We start from the raw sequence: 18,931 nt of genomic DNA on the forward strand, positions 1-18,931 counted from the left end.
TAGAGGGTGAAGCGTTCCAGACGCTTCACCCTCGCCCTTTCACCCTCCTTTTCAGTTCAGGGCGCCGGTCTGGAAGGTAAAGGCACTGCCGTCCCAGTCCACCGTCAGGCTGCTGCTGTCCGGCACGTGGCCCTGCAGAATCTCGCGCGCCAGCGGGGTTTCGATCTCGCGGCTGATCGCGCGGCGCAGGGGCCGGGCGCCAAAGGCCGGGTCGTAGCCCACCTCGGCCAGGCGGTCCTTGGCGGCGGGAGTCAGGTGCAGGCTGATGCGGCGCTCGGCGAGGCGTCTCAGCAGGCCGCGCATCTGAATGTCCACGATCTTGTGCAGGTCAGCCGCCGTCAGCGCGTCGAACACGATGATGTCGTCCACGCGATTCAGGAACTCGGGGCGGAAGTGGCCCTGCAGCTCGCCCATCACGGCGTCGCGGATGCTAGCGGCGGCCTCGCCCCGGTGCTGCATTTCCAGAATCAGGGGGCTGCCGATGTTGCTGGTCAGGATAATCAGCGTGTTACGGAAGTCCACCGTGCGGCCCTGGCCGTCAGTCAGGCGGCCGTCGTCCAGCACCTGCAGCAGCACATTGAACACGTCGGGGTGCGCTTTTTCAATCTCGTCGAACAGCAGCACGGCGTAGGGGCGGCGGCGCACAGCCTCGGTCAGCTGGCCGCCTTCCTCAAAGCCCACGTATCCGGGAGGGGCCCCGATCAGGCGCGCCACCGTGTGCTTTTCCATGTACTCGGACATGTCAATGCGCACCATGGCGTCCTGGCTGTCGAACAGGAACTCGGCCAGGGCCTTGGCCAGCTCGGTCTTGCCCACGCCCGTGGGGCCCAGGAACATGAAGCTGCCCAGCGGTCGGTTGGGGTCGCTCAGGCCCGCGCGGCTGCGGCGAATCGCGTCGGCCACGCTGACAATCGCGCGGTCTTGGCCGATCACGCGGTGGTGCAGCTGCTCTTCGAGCTTCAGCAGCTTCTCTCGCTCGCCTTCCATGAGCTTGTTCACGGGAATACCAGTCCAGCGGCTGACCACGGAAGCAATGTCTTCCTCGGTCACCTGGGTGTGCGCGAACTCGGCGCCCTTGAGCTTCCCCTCCAGGTCGTGCACTTCCTTTTCCAGCTGCGGCAGCTGGCCGTATTCCAGTTCGGCGGCGCGCTGCAGGTCGTAGTCACGCTTGGCTTTCTCAATGTCGGTGCGCACCTGATCCAGCGCCTCACGCTTCTCGCGCAGGGCCGCGACCTCCTGCCGCTCGCCTTCCCAGCGCGCGCGGACCTCGCCCAACTCGTCGGTAATGCCTTTGAGGGCCCCCTCAATGTCCAGCAGGCGGTTCTGGCTGTCCTGGTCCTTTTCGCGCTTCAGGGCCTCGCGCTCGATTTCCAGTTGCAGCTTGCGGCGCTCCAGCTGGTCAATGCGCTCGGGGCTGCTTTCCAGCGCCATACGCAGGCGGGCCGCCGACTCGTCAATCAGGTCAATGGCCTTGTCCGGCAGCTGCCGGTCGGTGATGTAGCGGTGAGAGAGGCTGGCCGCCGCCACCAGCGCGGGGTCGGTGATCTCCACGTTGTGGTGCACCTGATACCGCTCCTTGATGCCGCGCAGGATGGAAATGGTGTCTTCCACGCTGGGCTCGTCCACGAATACCGGCTGGAAACGGCGTTCCAGGGCCGGGTCCTTCTCGATTTCGCGGTATTCGCTCAGCGTTGTGGCGCCGATCAGGTGCAGCTCGCCGCGCGCCAGGGCCGGCTTGAGCATGTTCCCGGCATCGGGGCTGCCTTCGGTCTTGCCCGCGCCCACAATAGTGTGGATCTCGTCCACGAACAGGATGATCTCGCCCTCAGACGCGATCACCTCGTCGATCACGCCCTTGAGGCGTTCCTCGAACTCGCCCCGGAACTTGGCGCCGGCCAGCAGGCTGCCCATTTCCAGGCTCACGATGCGCTTGTTCTTCAGGCCGTCGGGCACGTCGCCCTTGACAATGCGGATGGCCAGCCCCTCGGCAATGGCGGTCTTGCCCACGCCGGGCTCGCCGATCAGCACGGGGTTGTTCTTGGTGCGGCGCAGCAGAATCTGCATGGCGCGGCGAATTTCCTCGTCGCGGCCAATCACCGGGTCAAATTTGCCGTCCTTGGCGCGCTGGGTCAGGTCGGTGCCGTACTTCGCCAGGGCGTCGAATTGCTGTTCACTGGTCTTGTTGGTCACGGTTTTTCCTTTGCGCTGCTCGGTCACAGCGCGGTTCAGGTCAGTTTCTGACGGCAGGCCCTTGCCCCGGTACTCACCGCGCAGGGCCAGCAGCAGGGTGTCGGCGGCCACGAAGGCGTCGCCCATCTGGCCGGCCAGGGTGTCGGCTTTGCCAAAGGCGCGGGCCAGCGCGGGGTCCAGATACAGGTTCTCGCCGCCGCCCTGCACGCGCGGCAGTTTGGCCAGTTCGGCGTCCAGCGCCTGACGGATGGTGCTCAGATGGCCGCCCGCCAGCGTCAGGGCGCGGGCGGCGGTGTCGTTGTCGGTCAGGGCGCGCAACAGGTGCGCGGGGGTCAGGTTCTGGTGCTGGCTGTTCTGGGCCAGTTGCTGCGCGGCCTGAAGGGCCTGCAGGCTGGCTTCGGTGAAACGTTCGGGATTCAAAGGGGAACCTCCGGGAAAGGTAGGTGGTAGGTCAACTGTCCCCTATTCTGAAACTTGAGCGAGGTTGTGTCAAGTTTATTGCGGCTTGAAAAACGTGGCTGAGGTTGCAAGGCCAGGGACCCACCCATGCCGCTGGGCGCAACGGCCACGCAACGCCCCCAGCGGCATGGTGAAGGTGTTCGATCACGCCCCGGTCACGCCCGGCGGCTTACCGTGGCCCCACCCCAGGAGGTTTTCGCCATGACTCACACCCGCACGCTCCTTCCTCTGCTGACCCTCTCCCTGCTGGGCCTCTCGGCCCCCGCCGCCGCCCAGAAAACCACCGTCACCATTGGCGGCCAGCCAGTCAGCCTGGACACCGTGAAGGTGGGCGGGCGCACCTATGTGGCCCTGGACCAGTTGCAAAAGGCTCTGACAGCGGGGGGGGGTGCCAACCAGCTTGGCGCCGCCGAAGGCTGCCTGAACGAATGGCTGTTCAACGGCACCTGGCGCCTGCGCGCCACCGCCGTCAAGTACGTGCCCGACGCGGGCAACGGCAACTACTACGGCTGGGTGGTAACCACCGAGATTCGCAATGGGGGGAAACAACTGCTGAACCTCGCCAATACCGGCATTGAGTTCGGCGTCAGCCTCGCCCTGAAAAACGGCAACACCAAAGCTCTGGGCCTGAACGGCATCGCCTCCGCTTTCAAAACGGGAACGGACCTGCCGCCCGGCGCCGGCCTCGTGATGGACCTGCCCTTCTCCTGGCAGGGCGGGAAGCCCACCAACGCCGAACTGCAGGCCAACCCGCCCGTGAAGCTGATTGTGCCGGTGGACGTGAGCGCCCTGCGCCGGGGCGGCAGCACCCTGTACAAAACCGTGAACTATGCCAAGGACCCCAATTTCCGCGTGAACCTGACCTGCAAGAAATAGAGGGAAAGAAGGTGCGCGCGGCCTGTTTCCCAGCAGGCCGCGCGCATTTTTCACCCTCCTACCCGCTTAACGCGAGAGGATGTAGTTCAGGCCGGTGGCGGGGTCCAGCACGTGCAGGGCGCCGTCGAAGCCCACGATCAGCTGGCTGCTGCCGGGAATGGCGTACAGGGTGGCGCTGCTGGCGCGGCCCTTGCTCAGCGGCGTGCCCTTGGGCGGCTCAATCAGGGTGCGGTCGCCCGTGGCCGGGTCAATACGTACCAGGGCAAAGGGCTCGGCCGACACCTGCGCCTGGGTGGTGTACAGGGCGCCGCCGCTGTAGACCAGCGCGCTGCCAATGTGCGCCGCGCCCTGGCCCTTCTTGAACACCTGCGCGCCCCCCTGGTCGGTCTGGCCAGAAATCAGACGGCGCTCGCCCGTCTTCATGTCCACGCTGACCACGATGTAGTTGGGGTTGGGCCCACCCGAGGCGTACAGGGTGGTGCCGTTCACCGCAAAGTCCCCGAAGATGGGCCCGGTGCCGGCGAGGCTGCTGGTCCAGGGGATGCCGCTGCCCTGCACGTTGTCGCCGCTGACATCAAAGCGCGAGACCGAGGTGCAGCGGTAGTCGTTTTTGGCCTCCAGCTTGAACAGCGCAAAGCCCGAGCCGATGGGGCTGTTGCTGCCCATCATGTACACGTTGCCCTCGGCGTCGGTGGCCATGTAGGTGTGCGGCAGGGCCGGATTGACCGCCTTGGGGTCCAGCTGGGTGCAGAAGTAGCCGTTGCCAGGGGCAGTGGGCTGCGGGGCCGGGGCGGGGGCAGGCGCCGCTGGCTTGGGGCCGCCCAGCAGCCCGCCCAGCAGGCCCCCCACGTTCACGTTGCCAATGGGTGTGGACACAGTGGTGTTGGGCACGGACACCCCAGGCGCGCTGGGGGCGTTTCCGCCGGTCTGGGCGGGGCGGCGGGGGTCGGCGTACTTGAGCTCCACCGTGTCGCGCACGCGGGTGTCGCCAGCGGTCGTGGGGGTCCACAGCAGAGTGCGGTCCCCGGTGCGGGGGTCAATGCGGATCAGTTGCCCCGTATGGGCCAGCAGCGAGCCGTCGGGCAGCGGCTGCACGTCGTAAATGTTGCCCAGGGTGTACAGGTCCAGCATGTCGCGGTCGCCCTGCACTTTCACGCCCTTGCCTACTTTCTCAATGGTGTTCAGGTAGCCGCTCACCACGCGGCGGTTGCCGGTGTTCAGGTCTACCGCCATCACCACGCCGAAGGGGTCCGTGTTGCGCAGCGTTTCCAGGGCGAGGTACAGGGTCTGGCCGTCCGGGGTCACAAAGCCGCCCCGGAACTGCTCGGCGCCGCCCTGGTAAAAGGTGGAGCCGCTGCCAATGGCGCCCACGCCGTCGGGGGCGCTTTTGGCCACGCAGCGCATGTTGGCGCTGTCCTTGGTGCAGTCAATCATGGCAGGCAGGGCGTGGGCCTGGGGGGCCAGCAGGCCCAGGGCAGCGGTCAGGGCAAACAGTCGCTTCATGGTGGGGGTCCTCCGGGACGGTGGGGATGGCAAGGGTCAAGACGCCAGGCGGGTCTGGGGGCCGCTGGCTAGGGGCAAAGCTGGACCCGCACGGGCCCGCTTCAGCGCAGCCCGGAGTGTAGAGCGTGAACTTTTCCGCGCTCACCGCATCTGCTCTTGACTTGGCGCGGGCAGGTCTGTAGGCCCGCGCTGGTTCACGCTGCAAAAGGCCGCCGCAGAGGCTTCCCTCGGCGGCAGTGCGGTCGTGATTCTCTGGCTGGGGCGCCTTCCCACTTACCGCTGAACGCCACCCACAAGTTCCATCATGCCGGTGCCCTTTGCGGGTTGCCCGGCCCAGGTGCCCTGCACTTCAATGGGCCCTTCCCAGTAGTCAATGCGGGTGCTGCGGCTGCGCAACTCCTGCTCGCGGCGCACGGCGCGCACGGTCAGGTCAAAGTCGTCGGCCTGCAGGCGCCAGCCCAGGGTGTAGGTGTGGCCTGCCGGACTGGTCCAGGTGTCGCCCGGGGTGGCGCGCAGGCCCGTGACGGGGCGCACCTGTCCGCCGGGGCCCACCACACTGCCGATCAATTGCGCCACCTCACCGTCCGGGCGGCGCACGCGGTACACCATCAGGTCGTCGCCGCTTTGCAGATGCACGCTGAACCAGTCCCATAGGGCCGTCTGCCCAGGAATCTGGTTGCCCCACTGGTGGTCCAGCCACGCCTGCCCCTGCACCGTCCGGCCCCCCACCATCCCTTTAAGCGCCAGGCGCGTTACCCCCTGGTAGTACAGCGCCCCCACACCGGGGCCCCCGCTGTAACCGGGCGGATGAATCACCGGGGCTTTCAGCGGCGTCAGGGTCAGGTTCAGCGGCCCCGCCTTCAGCTCGAAGGGTGCCGCAGGGCTGTTCCCCTGCTGCCGGAAGGTCCATTCGCCCTGGGCAAGTTGCAGGGGTGGAAAGGCCGCGTCACCCGAACCCGCCGGTTGCTCCAGAAAGCTCAGGGTGCCGCTGCGCAGATCGGTCACCGCCACATGCGAGATCATCAGCGGCACGGGCAGGCGGCTGTCGCGCACCCGGAACTGCGCCCAGTGCAGGGCCAGCGCCTCTTCGGGCAGGTAGGCGCTCACGTACCACCATTCCATCGGGAAGTTGTGCGGGCCGTAGTCCGTGGCGTGGGGCAGCGCGGCGGGATCCACCGTCGTCTGAACCGGCGCGCACGCGCCCAGCAGCGCAGCGGTCAGGAGGGGCAGCAGGCGTTTCATGGGGCCAGCCTAGCGCTGCAGCTGCCCGCCAGCCAGCAAAAGTGGGGCCGACCTTCCGCGCAGAAGGTCGGCCCCAGCGGGTGCGTTTCCGGTTTAGTCTTCGCCCAGGTAGGCCTTGCGCACGCTTTCGTCCTGCGCGATGTCGGCGGCGTTGCCACTGAGCTTGATCTCGCCGGTCTGCAGCACGTAGGCGCGGTGGGCAATGCTCAGGGCCATGTTCGCGTTCTGCTCCACCAGCAGCACGGTGGTCCCGCGCTCCTTGTTCAGCTTCACGATGATGTCGAAAATGGCTTCCACGAACAGGGGCGAGAGGCCCATGCTGGGCTCGTCCAGCAGCAGCAGCTTGGGCGCCACCATCAGGGCGCGGGCAATGGCCAGCATCTGCTGTTCGCCGCCGGACATGGTGCCGCCCAGCTGGTTCTCGCGCTCCTTCAGGCGGGGAAAGAAGGTAAAGCCCTCCTGAATGCGCTGCTCAATCACGGCGCGGTCGGTGACCGTGTAGGCGCCCACATCCAGGTTCTCGCGCACGGACAGGTCCTTGAAGATGCGCCGCCCTTCAGGCACATGGCTCATGCCCATCTGCAGGATGTGGTGGGCGGGAATCCCGGCAATGCTCACGCCGTTCATGGTGACGGTGCCGCGCTTGGGCTTCATCATGCCGCTGACCGTGCGCAGCGTGGTGGTCTTGCCAGCCCCGTTGCCGCCGATCAGGGCCACGATCTCGCCCTCGTTCACGGTCATGGAAATGCCCTTGAGGGCGTGAATGTGGTCGTAGTAGGTGTGAACGTCGTTCAGTTCCAGCATCGCTTCAGGCATGGGGACGCTCTTCCTTCCCGTATTCGCCGGCAGCGGCGCCCCGGCCCAGATACGCTTCCATCACGCGGGGGTCGTTGCGCACCTGGTGGGGCAGCCCCTCGGCAATCTTGGTGCCGTAGTCCAGCACGGTGATGTGCTCGGACAGGGTCATCACCAGCCGCATGTCGTGTTCAATCAGGCAGACCGTCACGCCCAGTTCGTCGCGGATGCGCCGGATCAGGGCCTTCAGGTCCTCGGTTTCGCGTGGGTTCATGCCGGCCGCCGGCTCATCCAGCAGGATCAGCTTGGGCGTGGTGGCCAGCGCGCGGGCAATTTCGAGCTTGCGCTGATCGCCGTAGGGGAGGTTGGTGGCCAGTTCCTTGCGCCACTTGCCCAGGCCCACGAAGTCCAGCATCACGCGCGCGGCGTCCCTGGCTTCCTGCTCGGAGGCGTGGAACTTCTTGGTGCGCAGCACCGCGTCTACAAAGCCGCTTTTCAGGCGCGAGTGGCGCCCCACCATGATGTTTTCCTCGCTGGTCATGGTGGAAAACAGGCGGATGTTCTGAAAGGTGCGCGCAATGCCCGCCGCTGTGACCTGATCCGGCTGCAGCCCCACCAGATTCTCGCCGGCCAGCTGGATGCTGCCCCGGGTGGGCTGGTAGATGCCGGTGACCATGTTAAAGAAGGTGGTCTTGCCTGCCCCGTTGGGCCCGATCACGCTCACGATGCTGCGTTCGGGCACGTTCATGGTCACGTCGTTCACGGCTGTCAGGCCGCCGAAGACCTTGGTAACCCCTGCGACTTCCAGAATATTGCCGCTCACTTCGCGCCTCCGCTGCGGTCATTTTCCTTGATGGGCGCCAGACCGGGGCTGTACACGTCGCCGGCGTTGCCCTTGCCCAGCGCGCCGGCATTGCCGTGCCCGCTGTCGTCTTCCTGATTGTCGTCGTGGTGCAGTTCCAGCTGGCGCCGTCTGCTGGGCAGCAGCCCTTCGGGGCGCAGCAGCATCATGGCCACCAGGATGGCGCCGAAAATCAGCTTCTGCAGCTGGCTGGGGTTCACCTGCTGGGGAATCCACTCCACGTTGGCGCTGGCTTCGCCCAGGCCCGGCAGCACGCGGAAGCGCAGCAGCGCCACCACGGCGGCCCCCAGGACCACACCAGGAATCGAGCCCATGCCGCCTAGAATCACCATCGCCAGCACCATGATGCTTTCGTTGAGCACAAAGCTTTCCGGGCTGATAAAGGTCTGCTTGGCGGCGAAGATCATGCCCATGACCCCGGCGAACGAGGCGCCCGTGGCAAAGGCGATCAGCTTGGTCTGCAGCAGCGGCACGCCCATGGCCTGCGCGGCCACTTCATCGTCGCGAATGGCAATCCAGGCGCGGCCAATGCGGCTCTTGTCCAGGCGCGTGTTGACCAGCATGATCAGCACGATCACCACCAGCACCAGCAGGTACAGGAACAGCAGGTTGTACTGCGATTCCTCGAAGCCCAGGGCGCCGGCCAGGGCGTTAAAGCCGGGCACTGAAGCGCTACCCACGGGGGTAATCCCCTGTGAGCCGGCCGAGTACAGGTCCAGGTTCAGCGCCAGCACGCGAATCACTTCGCCCAGGCCCAGGGTAATGATGGCCAGATAGTCGCCCTTGAGTTTCAGCACCGGCAGGCCGATCAGCACGCCCACCACGGCAGCCGTGAAGATGGACAGCGCCAGGAACAGCCAGAAGAAGGCCGGGTTGATGCCGCCCGAGAGCCCTTCGGCCTGGCCCGACATCATCACCAGAGCAGCGCGGGTGACCAGAAATACACCGGCGACGCCCAGCAGGGCCGTGATCACGCGGCTAAAGCTCAGCAGGACGCCGCGCACGTCGCGTCCGCGTGCCTGCGCCAGGGCCTGACCCACCAGCACAGCGCCGCTGATGAGCAGCAGTGCGGCCAGGGCCACCAGGCTCCAGGGCTGCTCGCCCAGGGTAAAGACACTGCGGCCCAGGAAGAACCACGCCACCAGGGCCACGATCATGCCCAGGGCCACGGTCCAGGCAGCGCCAGGGCGGACCTGTTCGGCGCGGCGTTTCTGCAGGGCAAGGTAGCCCCCCAGGCCGCCCACCAGCGACACGGCGCCCAGCGCCAGGGTGCCCATGGCGTTGGCCCCCGGGTTTTCCCCGAAGTAGCCCAGAATTTCCGAGAAGCGCGGGCTGGCAAAGATAGACCATGTGTAGGCCCCCACCGCAAAGAAAGCGATGTAGCCCAGGTCCAGCAGGCCCGCCAAACCCACCACGATGTTCAGGCCCAGGGCCAACGCGGCGAAGATCATGACCTGAATGCTCAGGTCCAGCAGGCTGGTGTCCGCGCGGCCTGCCAGCGGGAGTACGAACAGCAGACTGCCCAGCGCCACAACGGCCTTGACGACGGGGTGCGCCCGCCAGAGATAGGCAAACAGGATGTTGGCCAGGAAGAGGCTGACCAGCACCGCTTCGACAATGGGGTTTTTCAGGACCGCGCCCAGCTGGCCCATCTGCTGGATCAGATCACTGTTGTGCGACACCAGCAGTGCGGCGCTGGTGATCAGGAAAAACAGCAGCAGCAGCACCGATTGCTCGGCCTGTGACGCCCGCGCCGGCTTTCTCGCGGCGGTCATACTTTCTCCACGTTGCTCTTGCCGAGCAGGCCGGTGGGCTTAAAGATCAGAATGAGCACCAGCACGATAAAGGCCCCAATCCGCTGGTACGAGGCGTCTACCGCTTCCAGGTTGGCGATGCCCGTCACCCCGCCCAGCACGCTCATGGCACCGATGAGGTTCTGAATGACGCCCAGGGTCAGGCCGCCCAGTACCGCGCCCGGAATCGAGCCGATGCCGCCCAGCACGGCCGCCGTAAAGGCGATGATGCCCGGGTCAAAGCCGCTGTAGGCGTTCACGGTGCCGAACTTCATGCCGAACAGCACGCCGCTGATGCCGCCCAGCGCCCCGCCGATGAGGAAGGTGGCGCTGATCATGCGGTTGGCGTCAATGCCCATCAGGCCGGCCGTCACGCGGTCCTGGGCCACGGCGCGGATGGCCTTGCCCATGCGGGTGCGGTTCACCAGATAGTTCAGGGCCGCGAGGCTGACCAGCGACACCACAATCACGATGATGTCGGTCACCTTGACCCGCACGCCAATGGTATTCAGGAAGCTGCCCACGCCCGCGCAGGAGCTTTCGGGACCGCAGAAGGGGCCAGCAAAGCCTTGGGGCAGGGTGTAGGTCAGGTCAAAGCGGCCCTGGAAGCCTTCGATGATGCGCAGCACGTCCTGCAGAATCAGCGACACCCCAATGGCCGTAATCAGCGGCACCAGCTTGGGCGCGTTGCGCAGCGGGCGGTAAGCGAGGCGCTCAATCAAGACGTTCAGGGCGCCGGCGATCACCATGGCGGCCAGCAGCGCGATCAGCAGCTTCAGGTAGCCGTTCATGTTCACGCCAGCCAGCACACGGAAAACCTCAAAGCCCACCACGGCGCCGGTCACGAACACTTCGCTGTGCGCAAAGTTGATCAGCTGCAGCACGCCATACACCATGGTGTAGCCCAGCGCGATGATCGCGTAGACGAAGCCCAGCACGAGCCCGCCCACAATCACCTCCACCAGGAACGGCGACAAAGTGGCGAAATCCAAAGAACTCAACTCCTTTCAACAGAGGGGAGGGCGCAGCCCAGCATGGGAGCGGCGCCGCAGGAAGCGGAAGGGAAGCGGGCAGGCGGGCAAGACGTGGGCTGTGGGAGGTTGTCAGAGGAACCGGTCACGGGCCGCGCCGCTTCTGAAGCCTGGGTCTGTGTGCATGGTACTGCGCGGGTGCATCGCACGGGCAGATCGCTCACCCTGCCGTCCAGCCTTTCTGACCGAAAACTGATAAGGCTGCTCCGCTATACACATGCAAAGGGCCGGGCCGCGTGGCCCGGCCCCAGGATGGTACGGGGGTCTGCTCGGTGGTGGGTCCAGGGTGTCTAGCCGCTGGACCCACCCAGAAAAGGATTACTGCTTGGCGGGCTTGACGGGAATGCTGGTGCTGAGCTTGAACTGGCCGTTCGTCACGTTCATCACGTACAGGGTGGCGGCCTTGCGGTCACCAGCCGAGTTGAAGCTGACGTTGCCGGAGAGCAGGCCGGTGTAGTTGCCCTTGCGAATGGCGCTTTCCACCTGCGCGCGGCTGGGCAGCTTGTTGCCGTTGGCCCGCACCGCATTCAGCACGCCCTGCACCACGACCTTCGCCGCGTCATACCCGAACGCGCCGAAACCCTGGGCGTCGTCGTTGAAGGTCTTCTTGTAGTTGGCCGCGAACACCTTGGAGGCGGGCAGCGCGCTGATGGGGGCAGCCACAGTGGTGAAGTAGATGTTGTTGGCGTTGGCCTGACCGACGATGACGGGCAGTTCGCCGCTGTCCAGACCGTCGCCGCCCACCACGGGGGTGGCGATGCCGGCTTCACGCAGCTGCTTGATGAACACGCCCACCTGGTTGTAGATGCCGCCGAAGTAGATCGCGTCGGGCCGCTGCAGACGGATCTTCGAGATGATGGTCGAGAAGTCGCTCTTCTCTTCCGTCCCTTCGTTTGCCACCACGCTAACGCCCTTGGCCTTCAGCGCCTTTTCCACTTCCTTGGCCAGACCTTCGCCGTAAGCGGTTTTGTCGTTGAGGACGTAGACCTTCTTGGCCTTCAGGTTGCCCGAGATGAAGTTGGCGCCAGCGGGGCCCTGGGCGTCGTCGCGGGCCACGATGCGGTTCATGTTGCTCAGGCCACGGTCGGTCACGCCGTTGGCGGTGTTGGCGGGCGAGACCATCGCCACGCGGCTCTTGACCAGCACGGCGCTGGCGGGGATGGCCACGCCGCTGTTCAGGGTGCCCACCACAGCCAGAATCTGGCGGTCAGCGGCGATCTTGTTGGCGGCGGAGGTGCCGGTGGCGGGGTCGGCCTGGTCGTCGTAGGGGACCAGGACGAGGTCGAAGCCGAGCTTTTTGAACGCGGCCTTGTACTCGTTGACGGCGAGCTGGGCGCCGTTGCGGATCTGGGAACCCAGGTCGCTCTGGCCGCCGGACAGCGGGCTGAGGCTGGCGATCTTGATGGTGGTCTGGGCGGAGGCGGTGCCCAGCGCCAGGGCGGCCAGGACGGTCAGCGTAAACGCGGTCTTCTTCATGAATCCTCCGAATATAAATGCACGTCGGGCCTGAGAAGTTGCCCGGGTGCGGTGTAGAGATGCGGCAATTTTAGAAGCGGCTTTAGGGTCTGTCAATGCGCTATTCATGAGTCAGCTTGAAATGTTTCAGTCATATTGGCAGTGCTGCGCATCATCTGTTGCGAATTTTGAACTTGGTTCGGCAATAGTTGTGCGTCAACTTGCACATCGTCTCAAAGTTAGAGCCGCCTGAGCAGGTCTGTGCGCAAGTCTGCGCTGGGTTAGGGGTGGATTGCGCCGCGCCTGCAAGAGCCAAAACGCAATCCAATGCCCCGGTTGTCTAAAGAGGAAAGGGCGAACAATCGCAATCGCAGCCCGCAGAGGTGGAGGTCCTGGCGAGGCCCGCTTGGCAGGTGACTGGTCATGGAGAATGCAGGCAGGGCGGTGTCAGACCTGTTTTTGGAGTAGGCAGGCTGTACGCAAGCAGGGGTGAGAGTCATTGTGCGGCTGGGCCATGGAACAAGGCCCCAGGACGCTCCACCCTCTCGCTTTATTTGTCGGCGCTGCTGGCCTTTTTCTTCCCCTTCGGCAGCTGCCAGTTCCTTAAGAAAGAGGTGGCCCACTTCTGCAGCTGCCTCTTGCGGGACTCGCTCTGTTCGCCCCAGGGCCCTGAAAGGTACACACCCTCAGGAACCCTGGGTGTTGCTGTCAGATCAGGTCCAGGTACCGTTCCAGTTCCCAGGCGTGGACCGCTGCGCTGTACTCGCGCCACTCGGCCCGCTTGGCGGCCACGAAATGGTCCAGCACATGGTCGCCCAGCGCGCGGGCCATCACCTCGTCTTTTTGCAACTCGTCCACGGCTTCGCGCAGATCGGTGGGCAGTTCGCGCACGCGGTGGTGGCGCTTTTCGCGCACAGTCATCTTGAAGATGTTGCGCTGAATGGCGGGGGGCGGCTCCATCTCCTGCTCAATGCCGTCCAGGCCGGCGGCCAGCATCACCGCCAGCGCCAGATAGGGATTGCAGCTGGGGTCCGGCATGCGCATCTCCGCGCGGGTGGAATGGCCGCGCTTGGCTGGAATGCGGATCAGCGCCGAGCGGTTGCTGGTGCTCCAGGCCACGTTCACGGGAGCCTCAAAGCCCGGCACCAGCCGCTTGTAGCTGTTGACCAGCGGGTTGGTGATCGCCACCATGCCGCCCGCATGGTCCAGCAGCCCGGCGATGAACTGCAGCGCAGTGCGCGACAGGCCGTATTCGCCGTCCGGGTCGGCAAAGGCGTTGGCGCCGCCTTTGAAGAGGCTCAGGTGGCAGTGCATCCCCGAGCCGTTCACGCCCGGCATCGGCTTGGGTAGAAAGCTGGCTAGCAGGCCGTATTCCAGCGCCACCCGCTTGACCACAAACTTGAAGGTGGCGATGCGGTCGGCGGTCTCCAGCGCCGGGGCGTAGCGGAAGTCAATCTCGTGCTGGCCGGGCGCGACCTCGTGGTGGGCGGCTTCGATTTCAAAGCCCATCTCGACGAGCTTGTTGGTGATCTCGCGGCGAATGCGCTCGCCCTTGTCAATGGGCGCCAGATCAAAGTAGCCGGCCTTGTCGTGGGTGACGGTGCTGCCCCGGCCATCGGGGGTGCGCTCGAACAGAAAGAACTCGGGCTCGGTGCCCACGAACATCTCGAAGCCCATTGCCGCCGCGCGGGCCATCTGGCGCTGCAGCACCTGCCGGGGGTCGCCCTCAAAGGGGGTGCCGTCGGGCAGGGTCACGTCGCAAATCAGGCGGGCCACCTTGCCGCGCTCGCCTTCCTCGCGGGAAAACTGCGGATAGATCAGAAAGGTACCCAGGTCCGGGCGCAGCAGCATGTCGGACTCTTCCACGCGGGTAAAGCCTTCCACGGCGCTGCCATCAAAGGTCACGTCGCCGCTCAGGGCTTTGGCGAACTGGGATTTGGGGACCTCCACGTTCTTGGTGGTGCCCAGAATGTCAGTGAATTGCAGGCGCAGAAATTTGACTTCGGCGTCCTGAAGCTCGGTCAGGATCTGCTCGCGGGTGGGGGTGGCGGGGCGGGGCGTCATGACAGCGGTCCTCCGGGGGCGCGGGAAATGCCGACATGCTACGGCCTGGACAGAGCAGGGCCAACTGTTTCCAAAACGTCGACCCAAAGAAGGACACTCTGCCAGATCTGGCTAAACAAATTGCACGCTGTGGCCCGAGAACCCGGACGACCACGCTTCGTTGCCGCATCTTGTTCAGAAGTTTGCGTTGACCCTGCCCAGGGCTGCCTCCTATACTCGCGCAGAAGGAAGCCCGGCAGGGGGACACAGGCACAGCGGCGTGCACTTTCACGGGATGCGTCCGGCACGCCCGCTCCGCGCCCCCCGCCCGCGCACAGGGAGCGACATGAACCATGATTTCGATGTGATCTCGGCGGCCCGCAACTGGCGAACCGACGCCTCGACCAGCGCCACCCCCCACGACATCGTGTCCGGGGTGTACGCCAGCGACGTGCTGACACTGGAAGGGCTGAAAACCCGCCTGAGCAAGCCGACGTTCAAAAGCCTGCAGGCCACCCTGGAGCGCGGCGCCACCCTGGATCCCAGCATTGCCGACACCGTGGCTCTGGCCATGAAGACCTGGGCGATGGAAAAGGGCGCCACGCACTACACCCACTGGTTCCACCCCCTGACCGGGTCTACCGCCGAGAAGCACGATTCCTTTGTGTCGCCGGATGGCGACGGCGCGGCCATTGCGGCCTTCAGCGGCAAGGAACTGATTCAGGCCGAGCCTGACGCCTCGTCTTTCCCCTCGGGCGGCCTGCGCGCCACCTTTGAAGCGCGTGGCTACACCGCGTGGGACGCCTCGTCACCCGCTTTCATCATGCGTCACGCCAACGGCGCGACCCTGTGCATTCCCACGGCCTTTGCGTCCTGGACCGGTGAGGCGCTGGACAACAAGACGCCGCTGCTGCGCTCGGTGGAAGCGCTGAACAAGGCCGTGACCCCCGCCCTGAAACTCTTTGGGGCCAGCGAGGGCACCCGCGTGAGCAGCACCCTGGGCGCCGAGCAGGAATACTTCCTGATTGCCGAGGAATACTTTTACCGCCGCCCCGACCTCGTGATGACCGGGCGCACCCTGTTCGGCGCGCAGCCCCCGCGCGGCCAGGAGCTGGAAGACCACTATTTCGGCGCCATTCCTGACCGCGTGCTGAGCTTTATGACCGACGCCGAAACCCAGCTGTACGCCCTGGGGATTCCGGTCAAGACCCGGCACAACGAGGTGGCCCCCGGGCAGTTTGAAATTGCCCCGATTTTCGAAGACAGCAACATTGCCGCTGACCACCAGCAGCTCACCATGCAGGTGCTGCGCAACACCGCGCGCAAGTACGGCCTCGTGGCCCTGCTGCACGAGAAGCCCTTTGCCGGCGTGAACGGCTCGGGCAAGCACTGCAACTGGAGCATGGCGACCAACAAGGGCGAGAACCTGCTGGAGCCCGGCGACACCCCGCACGAGAACCTGCAGTTCCTGTTCTTCACCTCGGCGGTCATTAAGGCGGTGGACGACCACCAGGACCTGCTGCGCATCAGCGTGGCCAGCGCCAGCAACGACCACCGCCTGGGGGCCAACGAGGCGCCGCCCGCCATTCTGTCCATTTTCCTGGGCAGCGAACTGACCGAGATCTTCGACCGTCTGGAATCCGGTCAGGGTGGGCGCGGCAGCGAGGCCGGGCTGCTGGGCCTGGGCACCAACGTGCTGCCCCCGCTGCCCCGCCACGCCGGGGACCGCAACCGCACCAGCCCCTTTGCCTTTACCGGCAACAAGTTCGAGTTCCGCGCAGCGGGCAGCAGCCAGAGCATCTCCTTCCCCATCACGGTGCTGAACACCATCGTGGCCGACGCCGTGAGCCAGCTGGCTGCCGAACTGGAAGCCAAGCTGAGCGCGGGCGAAGACCTGAACGCGGCCGTGGCCGATATCGTCAAGGCCACCTACGCCAAGCACAAGCGCATCGTGTTTAACGGCGACGGCTACAGCGAGGAATGGCACAAGGAAGCTGAGCACGAGCGCGGCCTGCTGAACCTGCGCACCACGCTGGACGCGGTCAAGCACCTGACCGATGAGAAGAACGCGGGGCTGTTCAGCAAATTTGGTGTCCTGAGTGACCGCGAACTCGCCGCGCGCCAGGAAATCATGTACGACATCTACTTCAAGACGGTGAATATTGAGGGCGAGACCACCGAATACATGGCCCGCACCATGATTCTGCCTGCCGCCGTGAAGTACCTGGGCGACCTGCACGCCGCTGGACAGGGCCGCGCCGTGAAGGCCATCGCCACTGAAGTGGAAGCTGCCGCCGACGCCCTGTACGACGCCACCCAGACCCTCAGTGCGCACAACGCAGCTCTGGGCGGCGACGAGGTGCACGAAAAGGCCCACCACATGCGCGACCATGTGCTGCCCGCCATGCAGGACGTGCGCACGGCCGCTGACCGCCTGGAGAAACTGGTGGCCGAGGCCCACTGGCCCCTGCCCACCTACCGCCAGATGCTGTTTGTGAAGTAAGGCGGGTAGGCATCAAGCGCCCTGGAACGGAGGTTCCGGGGTGCTTTTTTGGGATGTCGGGAAACAGGGACAGGCAGGCGTGGGCTTGACACGCCAATCAGTTCAGCGTAGGTCGCCCCACAGCCCACAGCCCACAGCCCACAGCCCACAGCCCACAGCCCACAGCCCACAGCCCACAGCGGTACACTAAATCCGTGCTGAACCTGCTGCGCCGACCTGCTGTGACCCCTGCCGAACTGGACGAGGGACTGGCGGCGCTGGGGCTGGATGGCTCGCAGCATGTGATCGTGCATGCCAGCCTGAAATCGTTCGGCACGCTGGACGGCGGGGCCAAGGCGGTGGTGGACGCCCTGGCTGCCCGCACGGCCACGGTGGTGGCCCCAGCCTTTACCTACAGCACGCTGCTCACACGGCCTACCTCGGTCACGCACGCGCGTTTTCACCGGACCTCGCGGGTCAGCCGGGATATTGGGCGGGTGCCGCAGGAACTGGTGGACCGTCCCGAAGCCCAGCGGTCTTTCCACCCTACCCTCAGCTTTATCGCGCTGGGCCAGGAAGCCGGGCGGATTACTCAGGCGCAGACCCTGCAAAGCCCCTACCAGCCCATCGGCGCCCTGTACGACCTGGACGGCTACGCCCTGCTGATGGGCGTGGATTTTGGCAGCAACACCAGCGTGCATTACGGCGAGCATCTGGCCGGGATGCCGCTGCTGACCCGGTATGTGCCGCTGGGCGGGCAGGTGGTGCCCACCGCCTTCCCCAACTGCTCGGCCGATTTCGACAACCTTGCCCCGCAGGTGCACCTGGGCCTGCGCAGCGTGCAGGTGGGCAGCGCCACGCTGCGGCTGTACCGGGTGCGGCGGCTGGTAGACACCACCGTGCGCCTCCTGCAGCAGGACCCGGAAGCCCTGCTGTGCACCTACCGCTCCTGCCGCTGCCAGGAGGTGCGCGCTCTGGTGCGCGAGCAGGGCCTGATCCCGCGCCGCCACGTGGGTCTGGTCAGCTGAGAGCGGCACGCGGATCACTTGAGGGGCAGGCACCCAGCGTCGCCGGGGAAACGAAGTGAGACGCCGGGAAAGGCAGCGGCGCGGGTGGCCTGGAGGCGCCACAGGTTGATCCTGCAGTGAAGCTGTCCCCGGCTGTGCTCCTCTTACCCCAGCCGTTTTTCGCTGCTGTGGCCGGGGCGCACCTTCAGCTCGGGGCGCACGTGGTGGGCTGCGTGGTTGGCCGCCACCGCCGCCTGCGCCAGTCCCACGGAAATCAGCTTGAAGTCCCCGCCAGACTGCGCGGCGTCCCCAGCCACGAACACGCCCGCCAGCGCGGTGGTCCCGCCCGGCCCATCGGGGACATACTCGCCCTGCCAGTCCAGCGGCCAGCCCAGGGTGGGGGAGAGGTCAGGCAGGTAACCATTCAGAACCAGCACCGTGTCGGCGGGGACGGTCTGGGCCTCGCCATTCACCGTCAGGTGCGCGGCGCCTGGACTCAAGGCATTCAGGGTGGCAGGGGCCAGGATCCGCAGGCGGCCCCCGGCCTGCGCGGCCCCCAGAGCTTCCAGCTCGGCCGGCCGGCCCCGGAATCCGGCGCGGCGGTGAGTCAGGGTGACCAGGGCGCCGGCCTCGCTCAGCTCCAGCGCGGCGCGGGTGGTCTGTGGCACGCCACCCACCACCAGCACGCGGCGGCCCCGCAGGGTGGCGGGATCGGGCAGGTCAGTGCGCACGTCGGGGTGCTCGCCGGGCACGCGGGCCTCGCGGGGCAGCAGTGCGCCCATACCGGGGGCCAGAACCACCGCCTTGGCCGTGAAGGTGCCGAGGCCAGCCGGGGTCTGGGCCTGCACCTGCCAGCTCCCGTCCACCCGGCTGAGGCCCTGGGCCAGCGTGTGCAGGTGCCACGCCACGGGCAGTCCGTCCAGTTGCCGCACCAGCCCGGCCACCACCTCGGCGGCGGGGGTGGCCGGCAGGCCCGGCACGTCGTACACGCGCTTGTCGGGGTACAGGGCACTCAGCTGGCCGCCGGGTTCGCCCCGGGCGTCCAGCAGCCGCACCTGCAGCCCGCGCCACGCCGCGTAGAACGCTGCGTGCAGCCCGGCCGGGCCAGCCCCGATCACCACCACATCTGCGTGCAGGTCCGTCATGGCCGCGAGTATGCCAGAGAGGCGGCACAGAAAACGTCCCCGGCGCGG

Annotated in this window: 13 protein-coding genes; 3 read left to right on the plus strand and 10 right to left on the minus strand. The window is 66.1% G+C overall.

The features are described 5' to 3' along the window. Window positions 1–51: 51 nt before the first annotated feature. Window positions 52–2,610: an ATP-dependent chaperone ClpB gene (clpB, locus tag KMW22_RS13895; RefSeq protein ID WP_221090645.1), complete on the minus strand. Its 2,559-nt coding sequence runs from the start codon at window positions 2,608–2,610 to the stop codon at window positions 52–54. A 240-nt stretch (window positions 2,611–2,850) separates the two neighbouring features. Between clpB and KMW22_RS13900 the strand changes: the two genes are divergently transcribed. Then, a complete protein-coding gene (locus KMW22_RS13900; RefSeq protein WP_221090646.1) occupies window positions 2,851–3,525 on the plus strand; it encodes a hypothetical protein in 675 nt (224 codons plus the stop codon). A gap of 66 nt (window positions 3,526–3,591) precedes the next feature. Here KMW22_RS13900 and KMW22_RS13905 read toward each other — a convergent pair whose 3' ends face one another. The 8 genes from KMW22_RS13905 to glnA all read right to left on the minus strand — a co-directional run bounded on the left by KMW22_RS13905 (window position 3,592) and on the right by glnA (window position 14,270). Continuing rightward, window positions 3,592–5,028: a hypothetical protein gene (locus KMW22_RS13905; RefSeq protein ID WP_221090647.1), complete on the minus strand. Its 1,437-nt coding sequence runs from the start codon at window positions 5,026–5,028 to the stop codon at window positions 3,592–3,594. A gap of 273 nt (window positions 5,029–5,301) precedes the next feature. Then, window positions 5,302–6,270: a lipocalin family protein gene (locus tag KMW22_RS13910; protein ID WP_221090648.1), complete on the minus strand. Its 969-nt coding sequence runs from the start codon at window positions 6,268–6,270 to the stop codon at window positions 5,302–5,304. Window positions 6,271–6,363: 93 nt separating this feature from the next. Continuing rightward, window positions 6,364–7,086: an ABC transporter ATP-binding protein gene (locus KMW22_RS13915; RefSeq protein WP_235692954.1), complete on the minus strand. Its 723-nt coding sequence runs from the start codon at window positions 7,084–7,086 to the stop codon at window positions 6,364–6,366. Continuing rightward, on the minus strand, window positions 7,079–7,888 hold the full coding sequence (locus KMW22_RS13920; protein ID WP_328774708.1) for an ABC transporter ATP-binding protein: 810 nt from the start codon (window positions 7,886–7,888) through the stop codon (window positions 7,079–7,081). Before KMW22_RS13920 ends, KMW22_RS13915 begins: the two co-directional genes overlap by 8 nt. Beyond that, on the minus strand, window positions 7,885–9,702 hold the full coding sequence (locus KMW22_RS13925; RefSeq protein WP_221090649.1) for a branched-chain amino acid ABC transporter permease: 1,818 nt from the start codon (window positions 9,700–9,702) through the stop codon (window positions 7,885–7,887). Before KMW22_RS13925 ends, KMW22_RS13920 begins: the two co-directional genes overlap by 4 nt. Then, window positions 9,699–10,712 (minus strand): branched-chain amino acid ABC transporter permease, encoded by a 1,014-nt coding sequence (locus KMW22_RS13930; protein ID WP_221090650.1) that lies wholly within the window; start codon window positions 10,710–10,712, stop codon window positions 9,699–9,701. Before KMW22_RS13930 ends, KMW22_RS13925 begins: the two co-directional genes overlap by 4 nt. Before the next feature lie 357 nt (window positions 10,713–11,069). Beyond that, window positions 11,070–12,227 (minus strand): branched-chain amino acid ABC transporter substrate-binding protein, encoded by a 1,158-nt coding sequence (locus KMW22_RS13935; RefSeq protein ID WP_221090651.1) that lies wholly within the window; start codon window positions 12,225–12,227, stop codon window positions 11,070–11,072. 687 nt (window positions 12,228–12,914) lie between these two features. Further along, the gene (gene glnA / locus KMW22_RS13940) at window positions 12,915–14,270 is read right to left on the minus strand and encodes a type I glutamate--ammonia ligase (protein WP_221090652.1); all 1,356 of its coding nucleotides are present in this window, start codon (window positions 14,268–14,270) and stop codon (window positions 12,915–12,917) included. 325 nt (window positions 14,271–14,595) lie between these two features. Between glnA and KMW22_RS13945 the strand changes: the two genes are divergently transcribed. After that, window positions 14,596–16,752 (plus strand): glutamine synthetase III family protein, encoded by a 2,157-nt coding sequence (locus KMW22_RS13945; protein ID WP_221090653.1) that lies wholly within the window; start codon window positions 14,596–14,598, stop codon window positions 16,750–16,752. A 194-nt stretch (window positions 16,753–16,946) separates the two neighbouring features. Next, window positions 16,947–17,759 (plus strand): AAC(3) family N-acetyltransferase, encoded by an 813-nt coding sequence (locus tag KMW22_RS13950; protein ID WP_221090654.1) that lies wholly within the window; start codon window positions 16,947–16,949, stop codon window positions 17,757–17,759. Window positions 17,760–17,902: 143 nt separating this feature from the next. Here the strand turns inward: KMW22_RS13950 and KMW22_RS13955 are convergent, their stop codons facing one another. After that, complete coding sequence (locus KMW22_RS13955) at window positions 17,903–18,883, minus strand: NAD(P)/FAD-dependent oxidoreductase (protein ID WP_221090655.1); 981 nt, start codon at window positions 18,881–18,883, stop codon at window positions 17,903–17,905. Window positions 18,884–18,931: the final 48 nt, after the last annotated feature.

Origin of the sequence: Deinococcus aquaedulcis (assembly GCF_019693445.1) — a bacterium.
GTDB classification, from domain to species: domain Bacteria; phylum Deinococcota; class Deinococci; order Deinococcales; family Deinococcaceae; genus Deinococcus; species Deinococcus aquaedulcis.

Excerpts from the sequence above, each read along its gene's own strand:
- KMW22_RS13900 (WP_221090646.1), top strand. The coding sequence starts at position 2,851 with ATGACTCACACCCGCACGCTCCTTCCTCTGCTGACCCTCTCCCTGCTG.
- KMW22_RS13905 (WP_221090647.1), bottom strand. The coding sequence starts at position 5,028 with ATGAAGCGACTGTTTGCCCTGACCGCTGCCCTGGGCCTGCTGGCCCCC.
- KMW22_RS13910 (WP_221090648.1), bottom strand. The coding sequence starts at position 6,270 with ATGAAACGCCTGCTGCCCCTCCTGACCGCTGCGCTGCTGGGCGCGTGC.
- KMW22_RS13915 (WP_235692954.1), bottom strand. The coding sequence starts at position 7,086 with ATGCCTGAAGCGATGCTGGAACTGAACGACGTTCACACCTACTACGAC.
- KMW22_RS13925 (WP_221090649.1), bottom strand. The coding sequence starts at position 9,702 with ATGACCGCCGCGAGAAAGCCGGCGCGGGCGTCACAGGCCGAGCAATCG.
- KMW22_RS13935 (WP_221090651.1), bottom strand. The coding sequence starts at position 12,227 with ATGAAGAAGACCGCGTTTACGCTGACCGTCCTGGCCGCCCTGGCGCTG.
- glnA (WP_221090652.1), bottom strand. The coding sequence starts at position 14,270 with ATGACGCCCCGCCCCGCCACCCCCACCCGCGAGCAGATCCTGACCGAG.
- KMW22_RS13945 (WP_221090653.1), top strand. The coding sequence starts at position 14,596 with ATGAACCATGATTTCGATGTGATCTCGGCGGCCCGCAACTGGCGAACC.
- KMW22_RS13955 (WP_221090655.1), bottom strand. The coding sequence starts at position 18,883 with ATGACGGACCTGCACGCAGATGTGGTGGTGATCGGGGCTGGCCCGGCC.